This is a genomic window from [Clostridium] hylemonae DSM 15053, from assembly GCF_008281175.1.
GTDB classification, from domain to species: domain Bacteria; phylum Bacillota; class Clostridia; order Lachnospirales; family Lachnospiraceae; genus Extibacter; species Extibacter hylemonae.
The window spans coordinates 939,566-964,522 of the sequence record NZ_CP036524.1 but is presented as its reverse complement, the minus strand read 5'-3'; the positions used below and the strand labels follow the sequence as shown (position 1 = coordinate 964,522).

Annotated in this window: 25 protein-coding genes, 1 tRNA gene and 1 riboswitch; of the genes, 11 read left to right on the top strand and 15 right to left on the bottom strand. The window is 50.8% G+C overall.

Features of this window, described 5'->3' with window-relative positions; translation table 11 throughout:
• Positions 1-38: 38 nt before the first annotated feature.
• From LAJLEIBI_RS04530 to LAJLEIBI_RS04480, 11 genes are all read right to left on the bottom strand, one after another.
• Entirely contained in the window at positions 39-3,473 is a 3,435-nt protein-coding gene (locus tag LAJLEIBI_RS04530) for a collagen binding domain-containing protein (protein ID WP_006445092.1), read from the bottom strand.
• 196 nt (positions 3,474-3,669) lie between these two features.
• Positions 3,670-3,755 (bottom strand) — tRNA-Ser (locus tag LAJLEIBI_RS04525).
• A gap of 88 nt (positions 3,756-3,843) precedes the next feature.
• Positions 3,844-4,569, bottom strand: a complete 726-nt coding sequence (gene ispD / locus LAJLEIBI_RS04520; RefSeq protein WP_006445091.1) for a 2-C-methyl-D-erythritol 4-phosphate cytidylyltransferase — start codon at positions 4,567-4,569, stop codon at positions 3,844-3,846.
• 30 nt (positions 4,570-4,599) lie between these two features.
• Positions 4,600-5,628 (bottom strand): tRNA (adenosine(37)-N6)-threonylcarbamoyltransferase complex transferase subunit TsaD, encoded by a 1,029-nt coding sequence (gene tsaD, locus LAJLEIBI_RS04515; RefSeq protein WP_006445090.1) that lies wholly within the window; start codon positions 5,626-5,628, stop codon positions 4,600-4,602.
• 14 nt (positions 5,629-5,642) lie between these two features.
• The gene (locus tag LAJLEIBI_RS04510; RefSeq protein ID WP_006445089.1) at positions 5,643-6,548 is read right to left on the bottom strand and encodes a ribonuclease Z; all 906 of its coding nucleotides are present in this window, start codon (positions 6,546-6,548) and stop codon (positions 5,643-5,645) included.
• A gap of 14 nt (positions 6,549-6,562) precedes the next feature.
• Complete coding sequence (locus LAJLEIBI_RS04505) at positions 6,563-6,790, bottom strand: hypothetical protein (RefSeq protein WP_006445087.1); 228 nt, start codon at positions 6,788-6,790, stop codon at positions 6,563-6,565.
• A 105-nt stretch (positions 6,791-6,895) separates the two neighbouring features.
• A complete protein-coding gene (gene rimI, locus LAJLEIBI_RS04500; protein WP_006445086.1) occupies positions 6,896-7,339 on the bottom strand; it encodes a ribosomal protein S18-alanine N-acetyltransferase in 444 nt (147 codons plus the stop codon).
• Positions 7,340-7,356: 17 nt separating this feature from the next.
• The gene (locus LAJLEIBI_RS04495; protein ID WP_006445085.1) at positions 7,357-8,391 is read right to left on the bottom strand and encodes a threonine aldolase family protein; all 1,035 of its coding nucleotides are present in this window, start codon (positions 8,389-8,391) and stop codon (positions 7,357-7,359) included.
• Positions 8,388-9,092: a tRNA (adenosine(37)-N6)-threonylcarbamoyltransferase complex dimerization subunit type 1 TsaB gene (gene tsaB, locus LAJLEIBI_RS04490; RefSeq protein WP_006445084.1), complete on the bottom strand. Its 705-nt coding sequence runs from the start codon at positions 9,090-9,092 to the stop codon at positions 8,388-8,390. The genes LAJLEIBI_RS04495 and tsaB overlap by 4 nt, the downstream gene beginning before the upstream one ends.
• Positions 9,080-9,505, bottom strand: a complete 426-nt coding sequence (tsaE, locus tag LAJLEIBI_RS04485) for a tRNA (adenosine(37)-N6)-threonylcarbamoyltransferase complex ATPase subunit type 1 TsaE (protein WP_006445083.1) — start codon at positions 9,503-9,505, stop codon at positions 9,080-9,082. Before tsaE ends, tsaB begins: the two co-directional genes overlap by 13 nt.
• 12 nt (positions 9,506-9,517) lie before the next feature.
• On the bottom strand, positions 9,518-10,132 hold the full coding sequence (locus LAJLEIBI_RS04480; RefSeq protein WP_187120306.1) for a YcxB family protein: 615 nt from the start codon (positions 10,130-10,132) through the stop codon (positions 9,518-9,520).
• Positions 10,133-10,237: 105 nt separating this feature from the next.
• On the opposite strand from LAJLEIBI_RS04480, the gene LAJLEIBI_RS04475 reads away from it, so the two are divergent.
• Together LAJLEIBI_RS04475 and LAJLEIBI_RS04470 are read left to right on the top strand one after the other, a co-directional pair.
• Positions 10,238-10,609 carry a VOC family protein gene (locus tag LAJLEIBI_RS04475; protein ID WP_040436009.1) on the top strand — a complete coding sequence of 124 codons (372 nt, stop codon included), beginning with the start codon at positions 10,238-10,240 and terminating at the stop codon, positions 10,607-10,609.
• Positions 10,610-10,714: 105 nt separating this feature from the next.
• Positions 10,715-11,458 carry a DUF134 domain-containing protein gene (locus tag LAJLEIBI_RS04470; RefSeq protein ID WP_040436008.1) on the top strand — a complete coding sequence of 248 codons (744 nt, stop codon included), beginning with the start codon at positions 10,715-10,717 and terminating at the stop codon, positions 11,456-11,458.
• Positions 11,459-11,589: 131 nt separating this feature from the next.
• Here LAJLEIBI_RS04470 and LAJLEIBI_RS04465 read toward each other — a convergent pair whose 3' ends face one another.
• Positions 11,590-12,225, bottom strand: a complete 636-nt coding sequence (locus LAJLEIBI_RS04465; protein ID WP_040436007.1) for an ECF transporter S component — start codon at positions 12,223-12,225, stop codon at positions 11,590-11,592.
• A 155-nt stretch (positions 12,226-12,380) separates the two neighbouring features.
• Positions 12,381-12,506: riboswitch (FMN riboswitch) on the bottom strand.
• Between the two features lie 219 nt (positions 12,507-12,725).
• Here LAJLEIBI_RS04465 and nadA point away from each other — a divergent pair.
• From nadA to LAJLEIBI_RS04445, 4 genes are read left to right on the top strand one after another with little or no spacing between them, the layout of a single operon-like run.
• Positions 12,726-13,631, top strand: a complete 906-nt coding sequence (gene nadA, locus LAJLEIBI_RS04460; protein ID WP_006445077.1) for a quinolinate synthase NadA — start codon at positions 12,726-12,728, stop codon at positions 13,629-13,631.
• Positions 13,632-13,645: 14 nt separating this feature from the next.
• A complete protein-coding gene (locus LAJLEIBI_RS04455) occupies positions 13,646-14,965 on the top strand; it encodes an L-aspartate oxidase (protein WP_006445076.1) in 1,320 nt (439 codons plus the stop codon).
• A complete protein-coding gene (gene nadC / locus LAJLEIBI_RS04450; RefSeq protein WP_334291272.1) occupies positions 14,940-15,797 on the top strand; it encodes a carboxylating nicotinate-nucleotide diphosphorylase in 858 nt (285 codons plus the stop codon). Before LAJLEIBI_RS04455 ends, nadC begins: the two co-directional genes overlap by 26 nt.
• Positions 15,798-15,809: 12 nt before the next feature.
• The gene (locus LAJLEIBI_RS04445; protein WP_006445074.1) at positions 15,810-16,001 is read left to right on the top strand and encodes an HTH domain-containing protein; all 192 of its coding nucleotides are present in this window, start codon (positions 15,810-15,812) and stop codon (positions 15,999-16,001) included.
• Between the two features lie 19 nt (positions 16,002-16,020).
• Here the strand turns inward: LAJLEIBI_RS04445 and LAJLEIBI_RS04440 are convergent, their stop codons facing one another.
• Together LAJLEIBI_RS04440 and LAJLEIBI_RS04435 are read right to left on the bottom strand one after the other, a co-directional pair.
• Positions 16,021-16,887, bottom strand: coding sequence for a YitT family protein (locus LAJLEIBI_RS04440; protein ID WP_040436005.1), 867 nt, complete (start codon positions 16,885-16,887; stop codon positions 16,021-16,023).
• A gap of 35 nt (positions 16,888-16,922) precedes the next feature.
• On the bottom strand, positions 16,923-19,079 hold the full coding sequence (locus tag LAJLEIBI_RS04435; RefSeq protein ID WP_006445072.1) for a Tex family protein: 2,157 nt from the start codon (positions 19,077-19,079) through the stop codon (positions 16,923-16,925).
• A 188-nt stretch (positions 19,080-19,267) separates the two neighbouring features.
• On the opposite strand from LAJLEIBI_RS04435, the gene LAJLEIBI_RS04430 reads away from it, so the two are divergent.
• The 5 genes from LAJLEIBI_RS04430 (at position 19,268) to LAJLEIBI_RS04410 (ending at position 22,894) form a co-directional block, all read left to right on the top strand.
• Positions 19,268-19,876, top strand: a complete 609-nt coding sequence (locus LAJLEIBI_RS04430) for a TetR/AcrR family transcriptional regulator (protein WP_006445071.1) — start codon at positions 19,268-19,270, stop codon at positions 19,874-19,876.
• 27 nt (positions 19,877-19,903) lie between these two features.
• A complete protein-coding gene (locus tag LAJLEIBI_RS04425) occupies positions 19,904-20,821 on the top strand; it encodes a diacylglycerol/lipid kinase family protein (protein ID WP_006445070.1) in 918 nt (305 codons plus the stop codon).
• Between the two features lie 24 nt (positions 20,822-20,845).
• Entirely contained in the window at positions 20,846-21,664 is an 819-nt protein-coding gene (locus LAJLEIBI_RS04420; RefSeq protein ID WP_006445069.1) for a glycerophosphodiester phosphodiesterase, read from the top strand.
• Between the two features lie 101 nt (positions 21,665-21,765).
• Positions 21,766-22,434, top strand: a complete 669-nt coding sequence (locus tag LAJLEIBI_RS04415) for a phosphatase PAP2 family protein (protein ID WP_040436004.1) — start codon at positions 21,766-21,768, stop codon at positions 22,432-22,434.
• A gap of 37 nt (positions 22,435-22,471) precedes the next feature.
• Positions 22,472-22,894 carry a bacteriohemerythrin gene (locus tag LAJLEIBI_RS04410; RefSeq protein WP_006445067.1) on the top strand — a complete coding sequence of 141 codons (423 nt, stop codon included), beginning with the start codon at positions 22,472-22,474 and terminating at the stop codon, positions 22,892-22,894.
• A 65-nt stretch (positions 22,895-22,959) separates the two neighbouring features.
• Here LAJLEIBI_RS04410 and mutY read toward each other — a convergent pair whose 3' ends face one another.
• Positions 22,960-24,723 carry an A/G-specific adenine glycosylase gene (gene mutY / locus LAJLEIBI_RS04405; RefSeq protein WP_040436002.1) on the bottom strand — a complete coding sequence of 588 codons (1,764 nt, stop codon included), beginning with the start codon at positions 24,721-24,723 and terminating at the stop codon, positions 22,960-22,962.
• Positions 24,724-24,957: the final 234 nt, after the last annotated feature.

Here is a 24,957-nt window from a genome sequence, read left to right as displayed (position 1 = left end):
TTCAGTTTATGAAGCTGCACCCTGAACTTACTCAGTCTCTATCTTATTAAACGCCGGGAACGCCGCGCCAGAACGATACACAAAGCAGAGCCGGCCAGCAGCAGTATATACGCTGCCGCGCCTGTGTTGTCTCCCGTCTTTGCGTGGGACGCTTCCGATCCCTTCCCGCTGCCCGCTCCACCGGTATGAGGTACCGCCTGGTCAGATTCCGATAAGTGGATGAGGACTTCTGCCTTGATAACTTGACCATTTTCCTCTATTCGGAACGGAAATGTTCCGCCCGGGATTTTGTACCCTGCAGGCGCCTCCACTATCTTATAATAATACTCTCCGTACTTCAAATCATCTGTTGTGATCTTGCCAGTGGTGTCCGTGATCTTCTCTGCAATAAGAGTCCCATCTTTATCATAGATTTCTACCTTCACTCCCCCTGCGGGCTTTGCGTATTTACTGTCATCCCGGACGGTCAGTTCAAGCGTGCCTTTTATCTGTGTATTATATGCCTCATAAGTAAATGTACTGTTTTTTCCTATATCAGCGCTGTGCTCCGTATTGTCAAGGACATACCCTTCGGGCGCCGTCACTTCTTTGATGCTGTAACTTCCCGTTCTGATCTGCTGCAGATCAGATTCCCCATTGATATCCGTAGGTCTCATCGTATAAGTAACATAATCGTTATATACGGCAAACACTGCGTCCTTTAGAACTGTCACTTTGTCGTCCGCGTATTTTTTTACCGCGATATTTCCTTTTGGAATGCTGCTGCTTCCCCCCGCAATGCTTCCCGCAATTTTCAAATGCGTGCCTGAATGTTCCTGGTCCGCCTCCGAGCCTTCATAATATACCTGATTGACAACCTCCTTATTCCTGGCGTCGTCACCAAAATCTGTGCGGAACACAAGCAGATACGCCCGGTCGATCGGTTTCAGGAAATGAAACCTGAAAACATTGTCTGTCAGATCATATGTAATATTCTCTCTCGTCACAGCCACTTCATTCCCCCGGCTGACAGAACCGTCCGGCTGTACATCAGCTTCATAGAGTTTAACAGACGATGGGTCAAGCTCCAGCTTTGGATCTGTTGACAGCGGGTCTGCAATGACAGGTTTATTCAACTGTGTCTTATTGCTGTTTACTGTCACGGACCACTCCAGATAGTTTACTCCGGCAGGATCTCTCTTTACCTCACCCTTTTTAGAAAGTACAGAGCCCGTCACTTCTTTTTCCGCTTTGCTGCTGATCGGCGCAGGCAGTTCGTCGCCATACAGCACGGCCAGATTGCTGAATTTCTTTGTGGCATTCGCTGTCAGAAACCCGCTGTCTGTTATTTTAGTCCTGAATGTCACCGTGTACTGCTTATCCACATAAGCCGGCAGACCGACCCGCAATGTTTTTGACGCCCTGTCGTAAGACTCCGACACCTGCTGTCCTGCCGGTGCCATAAGGCTCAGACTTCCCGCCACATACTCCAGGCCGTCCGGAATCACATCCTCTATATAAGCATTGTGAAACGGCATTTCATTCTGATTACACGTAAGCTGCCATTCGATCTCACCTGCCGCACTGTTATAGGAACCGGCTGCCTTTGTAAACATCTCACTTATGATCTCAGGATCAGACGAGACCGGATATTCATGTCCGCCGATTTTAATGACTGCCTCATTGTGAAACGGTTTGCTCCTATAGCCGTTGACCGCCCAGATATTTGCGTCATCCACCGTCGTACGAAACTGAAATTCCACTGCCTCTGATATACTCTTTGTTATCTCACCCGTAAGCCTGCGGCTGTCTTTATCGTACCGGAATGTAATGCCCGAACCGGTCCCCTTTGTAACATGAATATCATCTGCCGGCGCAAAATCACTGCCCTTTGTCACGAGAGTAAGTCCGTCGGGAATGATATCTTCTACCTGAATGGGATCTGCAAGAGCACTTTCATATTGGTTCAGCGTGATCGTCCATGTGATGGTATGGTCCTTTCTGCTGTAACTGCCTGTTTTTGCTATAAGTGCATTGTTTACCTTCACGGAAGCGTCTTTTGATATTGATATGGCCGGATCCGGCCCCGGACCTCCGGTAAATTCAACATGATTCTTAAATGTCTCTGTCTTATTTTCGTCATAGTATTCATCTGCGATCATCGTTGTATAATGAATCGTATATTTCTCATTTATGGTGCCGGGCACGACCGCAATGTTCTGGCCCGTAACTGTGACAGCGCCGGGAAATGATGCGGTCACATCTGTCCCATCCTTATCACGGATCGTGATCCCGCCGGCGCCGCCTTTTATCGTAAGCCCGGCCGGTATCGTATCCGTTATCCGGGCATTTTCAATGCCCAGATCATTGCTGTTGACCGTGACCGACCAGTTTATCTCCCGGACGCCGGCCCCGGCAAGTACCCCCTTCTTATCGAGTATGCCTCCGTTGATCGTCGTGCCGGCAGTCACTGCTGCTGTCACCACCTTTTTTGTCTCCTTATTCTCCACACTGTTCCCGTCATCATCCTTTTTATATGGCTCTTCGATAAACTCATAAGCCGCCTCGGCTTTGTTTGTAAACTTTACAGCATCTTTTCCTCCGCCAAATATGCCCAATTCAAAAGACGTCTTTAATGTCAGCGTGTAAGCGTTCCCCATAGCGGCAGAAAAGCCGTCTGGGAACGTGTAAGTGATGAGCCCACCGGTGCTCTTTTCGATCGTACCGCCTGTTACCGGCGTGCCAGCTGCACTTACACAACTGTAAGAATCTGGATCTGTCTCGTCGAAGTCCAGTCCCTCCGGAAGGGTATCTTTTATCACAAGGCCCGTGACCGGCAGGTCAGCCGGAGTTGTGCTCTCCACTTTAAGTGTTATCTTCCACGGTATCGTAAGCTCTCCAAGGTTGGGAGTTCCGGCCTGCTTTGTCAGGGACACGTCAGCGGTCTGTTTGTCAATAGCAAAATCTACCGTTATCTTGTCCGAGCCATCGGCCAGTCCAAGGTCAAAGTCTATCTCTTGTTTCCCCTCATTTGGAATCTCATCTTCAGAAAGTGTTCCACCCATCCATATATCGCCCTCCACGCCTTCCTGTACAGCGTCTGTATCGGAAAACACAAGCCGGACTATGTTGGTATTCTGCGCGGTATCATAACCGACCGTGCCCTGCGCTACCTGCTTATCTCCCATATTTACGGGAAATACCGTGCCGTCCTCCATATGGATTTCTTTTGGGATCGAAAAAGTATATTCCTTCCCGGTCTCATATCCTCCTGCCGGAATCTCATAGTGATAGACGAGATAAACTTCCGTTCCCCGCTCTACATTTTTTAGCGCTGCAATATCGTTTCCATCCTTATCCACGGCCTTTACCCCGGTAAAAAATCCCGTCTGGACGGATTCAGCCGGTCCGTCGGCATGCAGTGTTGTACTGCCCGCCAGACTAACCAGTACGGCAAGCAGACATATACATATGATTCTCCCCTTTTTCCACATATATTTACGCTCCTCTTTTATATTGTATATAAGTTATATTTAATACAACCAGGAACGCGCGTCTATATACTCAACTTTTTTGGTACTGTTTTTACGGAAATATACAAGATATTGTGCTGTTGCACTGCAGGTAAAATATCACAGCACAAAAAAACCGGAAACTCCATTACGGAATTCCCGGCATTGCTTTCCAGAGCGGAGAGGGTGGGATTCGAACCCACGCGCCCTCTCGGACAAACGGTTTTCAAGACCGCCTCGTTATGACCACTTCGATACCTCTCCACATATTCAATTTGGCCGCGCTTTCTCAGCGACAATATGCATTTTATCATACATATATTTTATCGTCAATATATAAATCTGAAGATTTTCAAATTTTTCCATTCAAGAAGGCATGCGCAACCTCCATGTCTTCCGGTGTCGTGATCTTGATATTCCTGTATGATCCTTCCACAAGCTTCACCGGCACATGCATATACCTCTCTACCGCCATGGCGTCATCTGTTATCCCTTCACAGTCTTCCCCCATCATCATAGAATATGCATCCATTATCAAAGAATTTTCAAATACCTGAGGCGTCTGCACTGTCCATACATACTTTCTCTCCGGTGTCTTCACCGCGTAATTGTCATCGTCCACGAGTTTCACCGTATCCTTGCTCGGCATCCCGGCCACGCACGCTCTGTATCTCACAACCGCTTCATACTGCCTGCGCAGCATCTCCTCATCGGCAAATGGCCTTGCGCCGTCATGTATAAAGACATAACCGTCCTTCACTTTTCCGTCATCTGCGCACACAGCCGCCTTCAGTCCCTCATAGACAGAATCATAGCGTTCCCTTCCGCCCTCCACGACAGCAGAAACCTTCGTAAAACCATATGCCCTGACGATCTGTTCGCGGACATACGTCACCTGTCCGTCGCCAACAACGAGCGCCACATCGTCGATGACAGAAGACTCTTCAAATGTCTTTAAAGCATAATAGACGAGAGGCCTTCCCTCCAGTTTAAGATACTGCTTCTGGACAGACGTCCCCATACGTGTTCCCTGCCCCGCCGCCAGCACAACAGCCGTACACCTTTTCTTTTCCTTCATACGCTCACATTCCTCTGACTGTACTAAAATTTATCTTTCCCCAAGTTTTAGATTCGGAACCGCGTTCAGATCCCAGCCATGTCTCGTACCGTTCCTGTACTCATAATACGCCGCCGCTCCGATCATGGCCGCATTGTCGGTACAGTAGACCGGCGACGGATAGTAAAGTTCGATCCCTTCCGCCTCACAGGCTTTTTCCATGGCCGCTCTCAGCGCGGTGTTGGAAGCAACGCCGCCCGCTATGGCGAACTTATCCATGTGGTATTCCTTTGCCGCGCGCATCGCATTCTCCACAAGCACATCTGTGACCGCCTTCTGAAAAGAGGCCGCCACATCCGCCTGGCTGTATGTCTCCCCCTTCATCCGGCATCCATTGATGTAATTCAGCACCGCCGACTTAAGTCCGCTGAAGCTGAAATCATAGGGGGCATCCTCCATATGCGCCCTTGGAAACGCGACCGCATCAGGATCTCCTTCTTTTGCCACCCGGTCGATCTTCGGCCCTCCCGGATACCCAAGACCGATAGCCCGCGCGACCTTATCGAAGGCTTCCCCGGCCGCATCGTCTCGTGTACGTCCGATAATGTCAAATTTTCCGTAATCCTTTACTCTCACAAGATGTGTGTGTCCCCCTGACACGACGAGAGAAAAGAACGGAGGCTTAAGTTCTTTATGTTCAATAAAATTAGCCGCAATATGTCCCTCAATATGATGAACTCCCACGAGCGGCTTCTTCGCCGCGTAGGCGATCGCTTTCGCCTCCGCCACCCCTACGAGGAGCGCGCCTACAAGTCCCGGTCCGTACGTCACTGCGACGGCATCTATCTGCTCCAGGGCTGTTCCGGCTTCCCGGAGCGCTTCTTCGATCACCTGATTGATCTTCTCTATATGCTTTCTGGATGCGATCTCAGGCACAACGCCGCCGTACAGTGTGTGGAGGTCGATCTGTGAGGAAATGACATTAGACAGCACATCCCGCCCATTTTTCACTACGGCTGCCGCTGTCTCATCACACGAACTTTCTATTGCAAGAATTAATATGTCTTTCTCTTCACTCATAATATCTCCTCTGCCTATGAAAATGTCAGTTCAGCCGTCCGCTTATCCTTGGCTGCCACCGCATTCGGGAATATGGCGCGCACATCATCCATGTACTCCTCCGGACGCGTAAGCGACGGGCTGTAGTGGGTGAGCCACATTTCTTTCACCTCTGCCTCTTTCGCAAGCCGGGCCGCCTCGTAAAACGTCATATGCTTATATTCTTTCGCCTTTTTAAGCTTATCCTTCTCACCGTACATCCCCTCGCATATGAACAGATCGGAACCGGCTGCATTTTCTACAATGGATTCCGTCGGCCTCGTGTCGGTACAGTAAGTCAGCTTGATTCCCTTTCTCGGAGGTCCGAGCACCATGTCGGGTGTGTAGACTGTGCCGTTATCCTCCACATTTTCTCCATTTTGCAGTATACCCCAGTATCTCTGCGGAATACCTGCGGCGCCGGCTCTGTCCACATCGAACTTGCCTGCTCTGTCAACCTCCAGCGTATATCCGTAACATAGGACATTATGGTTTACCCGGAACGCCTTCAGACGGTAGCCGTTCATCTCAAATGTCTGTTCCGGTTCCGTGATCTCAATATATTTGACAGGAAACGGCAGTTCAGGCGCGATCACCCTGAGTGCATTAACTACTCTTTCAAGTCCCTTCGGGCCAATGAGCGTCAGCGGCTCCGTCCGGTCCGCGTTGCCCATCGTCAGAAGCAGGCCCGGAAGACCGCTGATATGGTCTCCGTGATAATGCGTAAAGCAGATAACATCAATAGGCTTAAAGCTCCAGCCCTTCTCCTTGATCGCGATCTGCGTGCCTTCCCCGCAGTCGATCAGCACACTGCTGCCGTTATATCTCACCATAAGCGCTGTCAGCCACCGGTAAGGCAGCGGCATCATGCCGCCGGTTCCCAACAAACATACATCTAACATAACATACCCCTATTCTAAATCTTGATTTTAAATCCTTTCACAAAATCATCATAACAGTCTTCACAGAGGTCAAAACAATCCACCTGATTGTCTTTATTGGACTGATATCCCCATCGTTTCTCCACTTCAAGATAATCCTCCTGGGGGACCCCTTTGGAAATGATGATCTCTTTTCCACATTTATTGCAAATAATTTTTTGTAAATCTTTTGTTTCTTTTATCTGAACATCATACTGGCGCATACAATTCCTCCTGTGTGTACATCACTTCGACTTCTCTTTGCTACGCCTACATTATAACGGACTGCCGCCGCTGTTCCTAGTGGGAACTGCTGTTAAAACTGTCAATTACCTGCCAAGCCCGCGGCTCATGAGCACCGCGTCCTCCGCCGGATCAGCGTAGTACCCCTTGCGCACGCCGTCCTCTTCAAAACCGTGATCTTTATAAAAAGCGATGGCCGCCTCGTTGCTCTCCCGCACTTCCAGCAGCAGCTTTGTAATTCCTTTTTCCTCGCAGAAGCTCTCAAGCGCAAGCAGCATATGCCCGGCAGCCCCTTCTCTCCTGCTGCCTTCTCTCACGGCGATCCTTGCGATCTCGCCTTCATCCAGCACATAATATACAATGAGATAACCGATCAGCCTGTCGCCGTCAAAGGCCCCGAACAATACCGAATTGTTCTGCCCGTATGTGTCACAGAGCGCTTCATAACTCCAGCTGTCGGGAAATATTTCCCGTTCCAGACCGGCTATCTTTTCAATATCCTGTTCCCCGATCTGCCGTACTGTAACCATGTAGACCGCCTCCTATCCTACAGATTCTGTATATCCTCGATCAGCTGCAAGACCGCTTCTTCTTTCGTAGCCCAGCTTGTACAGAACCGGACCGCCGTATGCTCTTTGTCAACAGCCTCCCAGAAGCTGAAAGAATAGTCCTTTGCCAGCTTTTCCATATGATCGTTCGGAAGGACCGGGAACTGCTGGTTTGTATAGGAATCGTACCGCAGGCCGTATCCTTTCTCCTGAAATGCTTTCTTCAGACGCATGGCAAGACTGTCCGCATGCTCCGCCACCCTGTAATACAGATCGTCTGTAAAGAGCGTGTCAAACTGAATGCCGAGCAGTCTCCCTTTCGCAAGCATTCCGCCGTTATGCTTGATCATATAGCGGAAATCCTTCTTAAGCGCCGGATCGACAATAACGACTGCCTCCCCGAACAAAGCTCCCACTTTTGTACCTCCTATATAAAATACATCTGTCAGTGACGCTATGTCCCTGAGCGTCAGCGTAGATGCCTCAGACGCGATTCCATACCCGAGACGGGCGCCGTCCAGAAAAAGCGGCAGATCCCGCTCCCTGCATGTCTCATATAATTCTTTCAGTTCCTCTTTGCTGTACAGCGTCCCGTTCTCTGTCGGATGGGAAATGTACACCATGCCCGGCTGCACCATGTGCTCGTGGGTCACATCGTCCCAGTGCTCCTCATACATCCGGCGTACCTGGGCCGCTGTGATCTTTCCGTCCTCACTTGGAAGCGTCAGGACTTTATGGCCGGTACCTTCCACCGCCCCTGTCTCGTGCACGTTGATATGTCCGCTCTCTGCCGCAATCACACCCTGGAACGGGCGGAGGATCGAACTGATGACCGTAAAGTTAGCCTGAGTGCCCCCGACGAGAAAGTGTACGTCCGCCGTCTCACAGCCGCAGGCTTTTCTGATCTTCTCCCTGGCGCTCTCACAGTAGCAGTCCACACCGTATCCGGGTGTCTGCACATAATTTGTCTCTTCCATTTTCTTCAAGATCTCCGGATGGGCACCTTCCGTATAGTCACATTCAAAAATAATCATGATTCCTTCAACCTCTCTTTCCTCTCCCGTTCCGCCTGGGACACTCTGAGATAATCCGGGCGGTGTTCAGCCGCAGTCTCACTTCTGCCTTCCAGCAGATACTTCATACCGAGCGCTCCGACGGAGGCCGCTCTCTGCCGGTTCATATGCGCCGGCGCATAATAATGCTCAACAGTCAGCTTCTCTTCCAGCATTTCTTTGTACACAGGCACCCCGTCGCCCAAAAACGTGACCTTTTCACCGGCGGCATTGAGCCGGGCGGCCAGTTCTTCAACCGCGGCGGCCATCTGGTCTTCCACCACTTCAAACGTATGCTCCGTCCTGTAAAGGCCCGTATACACCTGGTTCCTTCTCGCGTCCATGATCGGACATATGATCCCCGCCGTCCCGTACAGATTGTACGCCAGCCCCTCCAGCGTCGGTACATGTATGAGCGGCTTATGAAGCGCCAGCCCCAGTCCCTTCGCTGTGGCCGAACCGATCCGCAGTCCGGTAAAGGATCCCGGCCCGCCCGCCACTGCGATGGCATCGATCGTATCCATGTCCAGCTCGATCATTTTGGCCACTTCATCGAGCATGGGCAGAAGCGTCTGAGAATGTGTCTTCTTATAATTCACCGTATATTCCGCCGCCGTCTGCTCCTCCCCGACAACAGCGACGCTGGCGACCAGCCCCGAACTGTCTAGTGCTAATATTCGCATATGTCAATCCTCCGATAATCAAATCCCTTTTCCGGATCTTTTTCAATCTTGATCTCCGTGTAATGTTCAGGAAGAATCTCCTCGATCAGATCCGCCCATTCGATCAGAGTCACTCCGTCTCCATAGACATAATCCTCGTATCCGATCTCATCCATCTCTTCCACACAGCCGATCCTGTAGACATCAAAATGATAGAAGGGCAGACGCCCTTCTTCATATACCTGCACGATCGTAAAAGTCGGACTGCTGACAGGTTCCTTAATGCCAAGCCCTGCCGCAAGCCCTTTCGTGAAAACGGTCTTTCCGGTGCCCAGGTCTCCGATCAAAGTAAAGACCTTGCCCGGGCAGGCTTTTTCTCCCATACTGCGCCCAAGTTCATATGTGTCTTTCTCGCTGTAACTTACTGATATCATTGCATTCCCCTTCTACTGCTCCGGTCCTTTCCCCTCTTCCGGTTCCCGGGTCTCATTCTCATTCACTTCTGCTTTCATCTTCTCCGCTTTTCTCGACGGACCTGCCGCCTTCATCTTCTTGCCGTCCGCCCGGCGGATCCTGACCGCAGGCGCGGGCATATGGGCAAATATCATATCTACGATATCCGTGTATTTGTCCCCGAGCTGCGCGACGGGCAGAATGATCGCGCGCTTCTGCGCATCATACAAAAAGATGATCTGCTTTCTCGATATAGCTCTCTTGAACTTGCTCCATGAAGCTTTTCCGCTGTCTTCCGTTGTAGTCGTCATAATTCCGTCATCCATGAACTCATATGTCACCGTCTCCTCAAGACGTCTGGAATTCTGCATCTGCTTCACCACTTTTTTTCTTATAAATGCAGGAAATACTACAAATACGAGGAGCACAAAGAGAAAGAACACGACTGCCAGCAGAAACTGCCTCCGCATGACAAAGGCGATCGTCAGCCCCACATTCAGCATTCCGAGCACAAGCGCGGCGACACCCGCGCCGCTAGTGTAAATATGATAGATCATAAAATCCGCCATGGATTCCGCATCCAGCTTAACTTCTACTTTCACAGACATCTTTTGTACCCCCTGTCCTTTTGAAACAGTATAACACATCTTTTTTTCTTCTGCCACTAATGATATACTTATTTGCATATCAATGAATCAAAGGAGGATTACTATATGAAGTTTACATTTTATCACAATAACATCAATGTCCTGAACCTTGAGAAATCTGTTGATTTCTATAAAAATGCGCTCGGACTTACGGTAACGCGGGAAAAAAAGGCGGAGGACGGCAGCTTCAGACTCGTATTTATGGGAGATAACACAACACCCCACCTGCTGGAGCTCACGTGGCTGCGCGACATGGACCGCCCTTATAACCTGGGCGACAACGAATCACACCTCGCATTCCGTGTGGACGACTTTGACAAGGCGCTGGCGCACCATAAAGAAATGAACTGCGTATGCTTTGAAAACACAGAGATGGGTATATATTTTATAGAGGACCCCGACGGTTACTGGATCGAGATCTGTCCGTGCGGAGAATAATATCATATTGTCCGTTTTATTATTGACATATGTCAATAATCATCGTAATATAATGATAACACCCCTTCCGTATGATAAGCGGTTGGGCGGCGAAAGGAGTATCCAATGGCACGACCAGGCAAATCCCGCCGCGTCGGCAGCATACCCCGCTGCCTTCACTTTACGGCATCGGGAAGTCCAAGAAACGGCATCAATCTGTCCGTGGAAGAATTTGAAACGATCCGCCTCATGGACTACAGCGGCATGACACAGGCACAGTGCGCGGTGCAGATGCACGTAAGCCGGGCTACCGTACAGTCTCTCTACACACAGGCACGCAAAAAGCTGGCGCGCTTTCTCGTCGAGGGGACATATCTCGATATCAGCGGCGGCGATTATACCGTCTGCGCAGACAGCCGGGACGGATATTCCGGTAGCCGGCATATGAAAATAAACGATGATAAAGGAGCTGATATTATGAAGATTGCAGTGACATACGAAGACGGACAGATATTTCAGCATTTTGGCCACACAAAACAGTTTAAGATCTACGAAGCAGAAGACGGCAGGATCATCTCTTCTGAAGTAAAGAGCACAGACGGTCAGGGACATGGGGCGCTCGCCGCCCTCCTGTCTGATCTAAACGTAGACGTGCTTATCTGCGGAGGGATCGGCGGCGGCGCGAGAAACGCGCTGTCCGAGGCAGGCATCGACCTGTACCCGGGGGCCGTCGGAGAGGCAGACGCGCAGGCAGCGTCATTCCTTGCAGGTACACTGTCCTATGACCCGGATACGATGTGCAGCCACCATCACGGTGAAGAAGGGCACAAGTGCGGCAGCCATGGCTGCAAAGAACACGGGAACCACTGAAGATCAGCCGGACCGGCAGAACAGAACAATGCACATGAAAAAGGAACACCGGCAGAAAGGTGTTCCTTTTTTTCATCCTGATCTTAAGTTTACAAATCGGCGCATTATTTATAACAAGAACAGACTGCGGCTTACATATTCATCTTTAAGATCGGACTGATCTTCTTATAAATGAGCAGTACGATCATGGAAACGAGCACGCCTTTCAGAAGATTGAACGGCGCCACTGCAAACAGTACAAAAGTGAACAGATCCGTGATACTTTTGTTGATGGCGCTGCCCATTCCCACAAGGGCATCTATCGGCATCTCAAACGCCTTTGCATACGCCGGCAGCAGAATAAAAGCGTTCAGAAAACAGCCTGCCGCTGTCATGATCACTGTTCCGGACACCATTCCGGCAACCGCCCCTGTCCTCGTACGTTTCCTTCTGTAGATCAGTCCTGCCGGAATCACGAGCGCGCAGCCGATAAGAAAGTTCGCAGCCTCTCCCACTCCGGCGGTGATCGTTCCGTTTATCGCAAAGTTCAGCATGATCTTGATAAATTCAACAGCCGCTCCCGCAAGCGGTCCCATGGCAAAGCACCCTATGAGTACCGGCACCTCGCTGAAGTCGATCTGATAAAATGCCGGCGCAAAAGGAAGCGGTATCTCAAAAAGCATCAAAACGGTCGCTATCGCCCCGAGCATACCGACCTGGGCTATTGTTCTCACCTTTGTTCTTGTCTTTGTCCTTGCATTTACATTATTCATTACATCTGTACTCATTTTCTTTCTCTCCCTTTCGTTTATTAAATTCTGTTTCAAAGAAAGAAAATCTTCATGGAACTATGGCGGCAGCAACAGAGGATGCATGTTCCCGTGAAAACAAAAAAACCACGGCTAAACCGGGGTCCTTACTACATTCAACAGTCACTGCTGCACATTTCTTCATCTCATCCAGACTTTACTGTCGGTTTTGGAATCGCACCAAATCAGCCGTGCCATCGCTGGCGCGGGTCGCGGACTTTACCGCCGGTTGGGAATTGCACCCGACCCCTGAAGAATTTCTATTCAATTCGAGAATATTATACTCCATCGCTCTGTATTATACAAGTCTTTTCAAAAATATTAAGTATCCGGTATATGATACGATGTTCAGACCGCGTTTCATCTTTGTTTTGTCATATGTCTTGTCACTTGACTTGACATATATTTCTTTTTGTGTAATAGTATGTTTTGAATCTGCCCGGAACCGTCGCAGCCGGGTACATAAGAAGGAGCGGACTATGACTACTTTAGAACGAATCAGACAATTAAAAAAAGAAAAAAACGCTGTCATCCTTGCGCACTATTACGTCAATGATGATGTACAGGAGGCTGCCGATCATATAGGCGACTCCTATTACCTGAGCAAAGCCGCCGCCTCTGCGGATGCAGACGTCATCGTGTTCTGCGGTGTCTCTTTCATGGGGGAGAGCGCCAAGATACTTAATCCAGACAAGACAGTTCTCATGCCGGATGCCGCGGCCGACTGTCCGATGGCCCACATGGCGGACATTGAAAAGATCCAGAAATGCAGGGAAGAGTACGACGACCTGGCCGTTGTCTGCTATATCAACTCCACCGCCCTGCTCAAGACATATTCCGACGTATGCGTCACTTCCGCCAATGCGATGGATGTCGTGAGCGCCCTGCCGAACAAACATATCTATTTTATACCGGACGCCAACCTTGGACGGTTTATCGCCGCCGGTCTGCCGGACAAGCATTTCATCTTTAACGACGGCTACTGTCATGTACATAAGGATATCACTGCCGCCCACATCCGCAATGCGAAGGAGGCGCATCCGGACGCTCTCGTTCTGATCCATCCCGAGTGCACGCCGGACGCTGTGGCTCTGGCAGACTACGCGGGAAGCACGACCGGCATCATCAAATATGCCTCCGAGAGCAGCTGCGATGAGTTTATCATCTGTACCGAGGGTGGTGTGTTCAAGGAACTGAGAGACAGGAACCCCCGGAAGCGCTTCTATCCGGCGCACGGACACCAGTGCTGTACCGATATGAAGCGGATCACCCTTGAAAAAGTCGCCTTTGCCCTTGAGCATATGGAGCACGCCGTTGAGCTTGACGAAGCGACAAGGAGAAAGGCAGCCCGGCCGCTGGAACGCATGCTGGAACTGGCGCAGTGATAAGGAAGTGTACTATGATCGAACCATATTATGACGTCGTCATTGTCGGCACCGGCGCGGCAGGGCTATTTACCGGCCTGTCCCTGCCGGAACACCTGCGCATTCTCATGATAACAAAAGACGACGTGGAAAACAGTGACTCTTACCTCGCCCAGGGCGGCATCTGCGTCCTCAGATCCGACGAGGATTATGACAGCTACTTTGAGGATACGCTGCGGGCGGGACATTATGAAAATAACAGAGAAGCGGTGCGGATCATGATACAGGAGTCTCCTGACATCATCCGCAGGCTCATCTCCTTCGGTGTGGAGTTTGAACACCGCGGAGACGAACTGGCTTACACGAAAGAGGGTGCCCATTCCGTATGCCGCATCCTCTATCACAAGGACGTCACAGGGCAGGAAATAACAGGGAAGCTCATCTCCTGCGCCAGAGAGAGGCCCAACATAACGATCGCGCCTCACACGGCTATGGCAGACCTTATTCTGCAGGAGGGACGCTGCGCCGGGATCATTGTGCGGCAGGAAGGCAAAGCCATAACTACGGTGTCTTCCAAAGCCGTCTTTCTCGCAACCGGCGGACTCGGAGGGCTCTTTGCCAATTCCACCAATTTCCGCCATATAACCGGGGACAGCCTGGCGCTCGCGCTGAGGCACAACATCGAACTGGAGAACATCCACTATATACAGATCCATCCTACAACGCTTTATTCCCACAGAGAAGGCCGCCGTTTTCTGATCTCAGAGTCTGTGAGGGGAGAAGGGGCCATTCTCCTGAATCCCGCGGGGCAGCGCTTTGTAGACGAACTGAAGCCAAGAGACGTGGTGACGGAGGCCATCCGCCGGGAGATGGACAAGTTTCATTCTCCTTATGTGTATTTATCACTGGCACATATGCCGAAAGAACAGATCATACACCGCTTCCCGAATATATATGAACGCTGCCTTGAAGAAGGGTACGACCTGTCGAAGGACAGGATCCCTATCACGCCGGCACAGCATTATCTTATGGGCGGGATCCGTACAGATTCCTTCGCGCGCACATCCTGCGGTCATCTGTTTGCGGTCGGCGAGGCGGGGTGCAACGGGGTACACGGAGCCAACCGCCTGGCGAGCAATTCACTGCTTGAAAGTCTCGTCTTCGCCAGACGCGGCGCCGCATATCTCGCCTCCCGCATCGACAGCATCCCCCATCCTCCCGCTCCGGTCTTTACCGGCCTTACTGCCTATGCAGATCCTGAGGCGCGCCGCAGGGAGGACAGGGAACTGATATTGAACGAAATCAAAAGAAGGGATGAACAATTTTATGATAAATGGTGTAACGATGAAAATTAATATAGACGAATACATTTTAAATGCTTTGAAAGAAGACATTACGAGTGAGGATGTGACCACAAACGCGGTGATGCCCGCCGCCTGTCCCGGCAGGGCCGAACTCATCTGCAAAGAAGACGGCCTGATATGCGGTCTCCCCGTTTTCAGGCGTGTGTTTGAACTCTTAGATGAGACCGCCCTGTTCGAGACGGAATGTAAAGACGGGGACCCGGTTAAAAAAGGACAGATCATAGGAATCGTCACCGGTGATATAAGGGCCATCCTCTCCGGCGAGCGCACTGCCCTCAATTATCTGCAGCGCATGAGCGGAATCGCCACATTCACAAACCAGCTGGCAAGAGAACTGGAAGGCTCGGGCACAAAACTGCTGGATACGAGAAAAACAACACCGAATAACCGGGCTTTTGAAAAATACGCAGTCAAGGTAGGCGGCGGATGTAACCACAGATATAATCTTTCCGACGGGATACTGATCAAAGACAATCATATCGGAGCCGCGGGCGGCGTGGCCAAAGCGGTCCGTATGGCAAAAGAATACGCGCCCTTCGTGCGCAAGATCGAAGTGGAAGTAGAGAACCTCGATATGCTCAAGGAGGCACTGGATGCAGGCGCCGACATCATCATGCTGGACAACATGGATAACGAGACGATGAAACAGGCAGTAGCAGCAGCCGCAGGCCGCGCAGAGACCGAGTGTTCCGGCAATGTGACGCTGGACAGGCTGAAGGAGATCCGGGAGATCGGTGTAGATTATGTCTCCTCCGGGGCTTTGACCCACTCTGCCCCTATCATGGATATCTCGTTGAAGAATTTGACTCCGGTTCGGGAATAGGAGGCCCATCACATGACAGGAAAGGAAAGACGGGAAAATATATTAGATATGCTTTCAGACCGCACGCCTGTGACCGGCAGCCGGCTCGCCTCACACTTCGGAGTGAGCCGGCAGGTCATCGTACAGGACATCGCGCTGCTGCGCGCCGCGAACCATACGATCATCGCCACCACAAACGGATATCTCAGATTAGAACAGAATTGACGCGCAGGAATGGCGCGGTCTAACGGTCTTCTCCATGGTAGCTCACACGCTCCATGGTGAAGCCGCGGCCTTTCACCTCTTTTATCTGTGTGATCGTCGTAAATGCCTTGTCGTCGATCCTGCTGACCGTATCATTCACCGCATAAAGCTTCCGGTGGGGGATGACACAGAGCACGCCTTTTTGCTGCTCTTTCCCGTACCCGGTCTCAATATGGACCATCGTAGCGCCTACATTCATATCCTTGAGTATTCTCTGCCTGATCTCCTCATGCTTTTCCGATATGATAAAAAGCTGTATCTGTGTCTGTCCGAAAAGCACTACCCTGTTCATGACCATCGTCATCAGCATAAGAGCCAGAACACCGTACAGTACCTGCTCCGAATCCGAAAAGAATATCTGCGCTCCGAGCACGGTAAAATCTACAATATACATGAACACCGCCACCGGACCGTGCAGAAACTTGTTCAGCACAAGCGCCAGGATATCCGTGCCTCCCGTGGACGCTCCCTGCCGTACGACAAGCCCGATCCCAAGGCCGAGAAGCAGCCCTCCATAGACAGTTGCAAGCAGTATATTATCCGTCAGACTGTCCACACCAGGTATCTTTCTTGCGATCTCCAGAAACACCGGATACACGAACGTGCTGATGATCGTCGTGAGCGCGAACTTTCTGCCGAGCATACACGCGCCAAGTACAAACAATATGGCATTTACGATAAAGATCACGACTGACAGGTTTAACGGCACATAGTGGGTTACCGCAAGGCCGATACCGGTCGCCCCGCCCATGATGATCCCATGAGGCACAACAAACGCCGCCACGGCCAGTGCCAGGATCGCGTTGCCTGCCAACACCCCAAGTACAATTTTCATATTTTTCTTCATTTTCATTTCCCCCAATGACACTTTCCTGAGCCTCTTTAAGATATACCCTTCATCGTCAGCTGGATCCGCTTCTTCTTAAGGTCTACGCTCATTACTTTCACATCCACAATATCTCCGACACTGACTGCTTCCAGCGGATGCTTGATAAACTTCTTATCCGTGATCTCAGAGATATGGACAAGACCGTCCTGATGTACTCCGATATCGACAAACACGCCGAAATCGATCACATTGCGCACCGTGCCCTTAAGGACCATCCCTTCCGTCAGATCCTTCATCTCCAGCACGTCCGTCCGCAGAATAGGCCTTGGCATCTCATCTCGCGGGTCCCGTCCGGGCTTTTCAAGCTCTTTTACGATATCCCTGAGTGTGATCTCGCCGACGCCGAGCTCCCCGGCCAGTTTCCCGTAATCCTTGATCGTAAATGACAGGCCGGTAAGCTTGCCGCCTCTGATGTCCTCTGTGGAGAATCCCTGCTTCTTGAGCAGCTTTTCTGCCGCCTCGTATGATTCCGGATGTACACTCGTGCCGTCCAGCGGATTATCCCCATTTTGAATCCGCATAAATCCTGCACACTGCTCATATGCTTTCGGGCCAAGCTTGGCCACCTTAAGCAGCTGGGTGCGGCTTGTAAACTTACCGTTCTCTTCCCGGTAGGTGACAATATTCCTGGCGATCGTCCCTGTAATTCCCGAGATATAGGACAGCAGCGGGGCCGATGCTGTATTCAGGTCCACTCCTACCTTATTCACACAGCCTTCTACCACGCCGGAGAGCGTCTCGCTCAGTTTCTTCTGATTCATGTCGTGCTGATACTGTCCGACGCCGATGGATTTCGGATCTATCTTAACGAGTTCCGCAAGCGGATCCTGAAGCCTCCTCGCGATGGAAGTGGCGCTGCGCTGCCCCACGTCAAACTTCGGGAACTCCTCCGATGCCAGCTTGCTGGCGGAATAGACAGACGCGCCGGCCTCGTTTACAATGACATACTGTACCTTTTCCGGTATCTCTTTCAAAAGCTCCACGATGACCTGCTCCGATTCTCTCGATGCCGTCCCATTGCCGAGCGATATGAGCGATATGTTATATTTCTTGATGATCTTCTTGAGCAGATCCTTGGCCGCCTGTATCTTCTGCGGTGTTGTCGGCGCGGTCGGATAGATGACCGTCGTACCGATCACCTTGCCGGTCGGGTCCACCACAGCCAGCTTGCAGCCTGTGCGGAACGCCGGGTCCCAGCCGAGCACGGTCCGGCCCACGATCGGAGGCTGCATGAGAAGCTGCTCCAGATTCTTCCCGAACACCTGGATGGCTCCGTCTTCCGCCCGCTCTGTCAGATCATTCCTGATCTCACGTTCGATCGCAGGCGCGATCAGCCTCCGGTAACTGTCCTCCACCGTCTCTTTGATCACCGGAGCTGTATACGGGTTGTCCGAAACGATCGTCTTCTTTTCAAGATAACGGATGATCTCTTCCTCCGGGGCCTCAACCTTGACCGTCAGGAACTTTTCCTTCTCCCCGCGGTTGAGCGCCAGCACACGATGTCCTGCCAGTCTGCCGACGGGCTCCTCAAAATCATAATACATCTCATATACAGATTCTGCCTTTTCATCCTTTGCCGCAGATACGATACGTCCCTTCTGGAACGTAAGCTTCCGTATCCATATACGGTAGTCTGCCTCGTCGGATATGCGCTCGGCTATGATATCTTTCGCGCCGTCCACCGCTTCCTTCACCGTGCCGGCGCCCTTTTCCACATCTACGTACAGCGCTGCCTCTTCCTCCAGCGGACCTTCCAGCTTCTGAAGCATAATAAGGTCAGCCAGCGGCTCCAGTCCCTTCTCTTTGGCGATCGTCGCCCGTGTTCTCCTTTTCGGGCGGTATGGGCGGTACAGATCCTCTACGACGACGAGTGTCTCCGCAGCCAGTATCTGCCTCCTTAACTCATCCGTCAGCTTTCCCTGTTCCTCGATGCTTGAAAGTACCTGTTCTTTCTTTTCCTCCAGACTGCGCAGATAAGTGAGCCGTTCAAAAAGCCGGCGGAGCTGCTCGTCATCCAGCGTTCCGGTCACTTCCTTTCTGTATCTGGCGATAAACGGAATCGTGTTGCCTTCATCGATCAGCTTGACCGCAGCATCCACCTGCCATCTCTTGACGCCCAACTCTTCTGTTATTTTTTGATTAATATCCATTCACTGTATTCCCCTTTATCTTAAATAAACGCTATGCTATATTGTAATCGAAAAGAATGCGCATTTCAACCCGCACCTATGCTTTATTTGCAATACAGAGTTCACTCTGTTTCATTGTAAAAACAGGACTCTTATGCTATACTTGGACCAGGACATACATATATTCTAAGAAGGGATTATTCTACACCATGAATGAGATAAATGAAACACAGGAGCTGTCCAAACAGCAGCTCAAATCGAAGGAAACAAAGGCCCGCATATTCTGCGCCGCAAAGTCGATCCTGAAAAAACAGGGCTATGAAGCTCTCTCCATCAAAAACATATGTGAGGAGGCCGGCGTCTCAAACGGCAGCTTTTATCATCACTTCAAGACAAAAGATGATCTGCTCTCCTACTATATCGAAGAGCAGCCGAGCATCAACCCTGATTACCTCGATCTCCCGGCCAGCACGGCTGAAGCGAAGACCACCATCGTCCATGTATATCTGAACTATGTGACTTACTGCCGGGAACTGGGCGTGGAGTTTATGGCTAATTATTATACGCCAAAAAACCAGTCTTTAAACCCTTTGATCCGCACGGAACGCCCCTATCCGATCGTGACGGTACGCAACTACCTGGACAAGGCGGTCCGGGCGGGGGTCGTCACGCCCCGTCTCAGTCTGGATGAGATCACAACCGATATCCGGATGATCGTGATCGGCAATGTATTTGAATGGTGCCTTAAAAACGGCAGCGCAGATTTTGAGGGCAATATGCGCCGCTCACTGGAAACCTATCTGGACGGAGCCCTGTAAACTTACCCAATACTTCAGGAGGCTGCTATGTATACCTTCATCGTTAACCCGAATGCCCGTTCCGGACTGGGACACAGAGTCTGGGCAGAGATCGAACGTTCCTTAAAAGAACGCGGCACAGATTACCAAGTATATTTTACGAAATACCAGCGCCACGCTTCCGCCATCGCAGGAGAGCTGACCAGCGACTTGAAAGCACATACGCTCATCGTACTCGGCGGAGACGGCACGGTCAACGAAGTCATGAACGGGATCGCCGATCTGAGTCTGGTGACCTTCGGTTATATTCCGATCGGCTCGAGCAACGACTTTGCCCGCGGTCTTGGACTGTCCACGGATGCTCTGACCGCGCTTTCGCATATTCTGACGCCGTCCAAATATACATATATTAATGTAGGGACCATGTCCTACCAGGAGAAAAAGCGCCGCTTTGCCGTGAGCACCGGCATCGGATTCGACGCCGGTGTCTGCCATCAGGTCGTGGTCTCCCGGCTGAAAGTGCTCTTAAACAAAATAGGACTCGGCAAACTGTCCTACGCAGGAGTCGCGCTGAGTCTCATGATGTCTCTGAAGCCGCGGAAAATGACCGTCACGCTCGATGACAGCCGGAAGATGGAATTTGAATCTGTCTATTTTGCCGCTGCCATGAATCAGCGTTACGAAGGCGGAGGCTTTAAGTTCTGCCCCGCCGCAGACCCGTCGGACGATATCCTTGATGTCATCGTGATCGCCAATATGCCCAAGCTGAAAGCGCTCGCTCTTCTTCCCACTGCATTTAGCGGCCGCCACGTCCGCTTCAGGGGGATCCACATATTCACATGCAGAAAAGTGGATTTTGTGAGTGAGACCGCGCTTCCCGTCCACACAGACGGAGAACCTATCTTTCTTCAAAGACATATGTCCGCTTCACTGGAGCCGCAGAAAGTGAGGATCATCTTATCTTAAATCATAGAAAAGGACGCTGCCGCCATGTATCTCATACTTGTAATATTCATCTTCATCGTCATACTCTATCTTTATCTCGTCTGGCCGCGCACCTCCGCCAGGGAGCAGATGGAGCGTTTTGAACATACCCTTTTTGCGCACCGCGGATATCACTGTGCGGCGCGGGGCATACCGGAAAACTCCATGCCGGCCTTCCGTGCTGCCGTGAAAAAAGGATATGGGATCGAACTGGATGTGCATCTGACCCGCGACGGAAAGCTGGCTGTCTTCCACGACGACGACTTGATGCGCGTCTGCAAAAGCAGTGAATCTGTGGAAAATCTCACATATAAAGAACTGGGCAGATACCACCTGCTGGACACGAAGGAACATATTCCCCTTTTCACGGATGTTCTCTCCCTTGTAAACGGACAGGTACCGCTGCTCATAGAGATGAAGATCCCTTCGTCGTCCACCGCCATCTGCTCTGCCTTATACGACGCGCTTAAGAATTATAAGGGTCCCTTTCTCGTCCAGTCCTTCAACACGATGGGTATACGGTGGTTCCGCCTTCATGCGCCAAAAGTGCTGCGGGGACAGTTGTCGGACAATCTGACCAAAAAGAAAAGCAAGGAACCGTGGGTGCTGCGGTTCATGGTCCGCCACCTTCTCACCAACGCTCTCGGCCGTCCCGACTTTATCTCCTACAAGCTGGCAGACCTCCCGGCTTTCAGTGTGTCCGTCCTGCGCGCCCTGGCACATACCCCTGTCGCCGTCTGGACGCTGCGCACGGAAGCCGCGCTCGAGGAGGGCATACGCTGCTACGACATGCAGATATTTGAAAAACAGAATGAAAATTATTAACAAATAATGAACATTGTTGTTGATTCTTTTTTTTCATGTTATAATCCGTGTTGAACCAAGAATATATTTTATTGGCTGAAAAAGTAAAAGGGGTAATAAGAATGAAAGCCTGGGATAAGGTAAAGTATTTTATTAAAAAATACAGGCACGCATGGGTATTTTTGTACGCGTTTATTTATATGCCGTGGTTTATATACCTGGAAAATCATGTGACCAGTCATTTTTATGTGATACATTCTCCGCTGGACGACTACATTCCTTTTGTGGAATACTTTATTGTTCCCTATGTGCTCTGGTTTTTCTTTATCGCACTGGCGATCGGTTATTTTTTCTTTACCGACCGAAAGGGATTTTACCAGCTTACAGCGTTTTTATTTACAGGAATGACCATTTTTCTCATCATATGTACACTGTTCCCGAATGGCCTGAATCTCAGGCCGGTCGTTTTCGAGAGAGACAACGTCTTTGTACATATGGTGCAGAGACTCTATACGACGGATACTCCCACCAACGTTCTGCCGAGTATCCACGTGTTTAACTCCATCGGAGTTACCATTGCCGTATCACACAGCAGCGCGCTCAAGAAACACAAAACAGTACAGTACGCTACTTATATCATGGCATTTTTAATTATTTTATCTACCATGTTCCTGAAACAGCACTCCGTGACTGATGTGATCGCGGCCGCAGCGATGGCATGCGTCATCTATCCGCTCGTGTATGTGACCCAGGAGAAAAAAGCGCCAAAGCTTTCCCATCAGCCTGTCTGAACGGACGGCTTAACACAATAAAAAGGAGAAGATTATTATGTATGCAGAATTCAGTGAAAACCTGGTAACAGGAAATGAAATGATCGACACTCAGCACAAAGAATTGATCGAAAGAATGAACGGACTGCTCGAAAGCTGCGAGAGCGGCAACGAGAAACTGACAGCCATCAAGACGCTTGATTATCTGTCAGACTATACGGACTACCATTTCAAAGCGGAAGAACAGCTCCAGCAGGATATAGAGTATCCGGGATATGAGAAACACAAGGCACAGCATGAAATATTTAAGCAGACGATCAATGAACTCCAGGAGATGCTTCAGGAAGAGGAAGGTCCGTCAGAGGCCTTCGTAGAAAAAGTAGAAGAAAACATTGTAAAATGGTTCTACGTGCATATCGAAGGATTTGACCGCTCTGTAGCAGAGTATAAGTTCATGCGCGGAAACAACGAAAGACTCTAACAGCATACAAACGGGAATGTTCCGTATAAAAACAGACTGCGTACACCGCAGTCTGTTTTATTGCCTTATTCGGCCCTGTATTTGTCCTGTCCGAGCCGTATATTGATATATGCCGTATATTGTTCAAATGCCGCCGGCACAGGATACTTCTCCTGCACCTCATCCGGATGCACGAACAGAAAATCTTCCGTGCAGGAATTTTCCAGTTCATCCACGCGTATGAGATACCCCGTCATATGCCACTCCACATGGCTGAAAATATGTTTCGCCTCCCCGAGACTCCTGATATGGAGCGGGGAGAGTCCGATCTCCCTGCTGTAGTTCAGCGCATCCGCTTCCGTGAGCTTTCCCTCTACGTTGGGGAACTCATACATTCCGGCAAGCAGCCCCCTGCCCGGCCGTTTTCTCACCGCCGCATTCTCCCCGTCCCGGAAGATAAACACCGTCCGCTCTTCGACGCGGCGGGCTTTCTGCTTTTTCTTCACCGGAAGCTCTTTCTCTATACCAAGCTTCCGGGCTCTGCAGAGACTCCGGGCCGGGCATTCCATACACTTCGGTTCCCCATTCGGCAGACATACGATGGCGCCGAGTTCGATCAGTCCCTGGTCAAAGTCACTGGCGGCGTCTGCCGGGATCACTTCTTCCAGCTTCCTCTCAATATCCGCGCGGACACTCTGCTTCATAATGTCTTCTTCACTTGCCAGAATTCTGGATACGACGCGCAGCACATTTCCGTCTACGGCTGGTTTTGGAAGGCCGAACGCAAATGCACTGACAGCGCCTGCCGTATAACTTCCAATGCCTTTCAGTGAAAGAATCTGTTCATATGTGTCCGGAAACGTTCCGTTGTGATCCACCATAATCTGCTGCGCAGCCTTCTGCATGTTGCGCACTCTGTTGTAGTACCCAAGCCCTTCCCAGAGCTTCAGAAGTGTATCTTCCCCTGCCTCAGCCAGATGGCGGACCGTGGGAAGCGCTTTCAGAAAACGCTCATAATATGGCTTTACGGCTTCTACTCTCGTCTGCTGCAACATGATCTCCGATACCCATACATGATACGCGTCAGGCTGTTCTCTCCACGGCAGGTCACGCCTGTTTTCCCGGTACCAGCTGATGAGAGGCCGGGCCAGCTCATAAAGGAGCGGTTCCCCGAGAATGACCGGTACGTTTCCGGCTATGGCAATACGGTCCGCTTCCACGTCACAGTCATACGCCACAATACGGACGCCGGCCCTGGCCGCCCTGCGCAGCGCCTCGCCAAACGCACGGTGCGTATCCATGTTCGGAGTAAAATACCGCACGTCCTTCATCTGTATGACAAAGAACACATACGCTTCGTACCCTTCCTTCACAGCCTCCGTCAGCTCTTCCACATGCTTGACAGCCCTCTCGCTCGGAGCGTCCGGAAAGCGCACCACGCCGCCCTCCTCCAGTGTTACTCCCTTTACTTCCACTAAAATCTTCCGCTCTTCTGCTTCCACATACAGATCGATCCTTGAGTTCCGGTACGTATACTCCGGGCGTATGAGGCTTATGTCCTTTACAAAATGGCCTTCTTCCATCCATTCCTTTACGATCCGGTTCGGTATCTGGGAGTCCATATTGATCATCCGCTCTCCCTTTTTCACACTGATCAGATCCCATCCTGTTTTGCGCTCAAGGCTGTCCGACTTCTGCACGTAGACTTCCGCTCCGGGTGTGAGCAGTTCCGCGCAGCGCCCTGTGTTCTTGACATGGACCGTCTCCTTCTTCCCATCGATTTCTATATGTGCGATAAAACGGTTCGGGCGCTCCTGAAATGTTCCCTTTTGTATCCGTTCGTACTTCATAAGATCACTCTCCTGCTTTTTTCTCTTCAGACTGCTCCGTTTAGACTTACGCACTCCATTCTAGCACAGACCGCGCGGTCCCGCCAATACACAATCATATTCTTCCTGAATTTGCATAGTTATCTTCTATATGTATATCATCATTTTCTATATATAAATCCCCCGTTTGCCCCGAAACATGCCAAAAGGCATGGTATAATATGCTCATAAGCGATCTGCCTGACAGAGACTAAA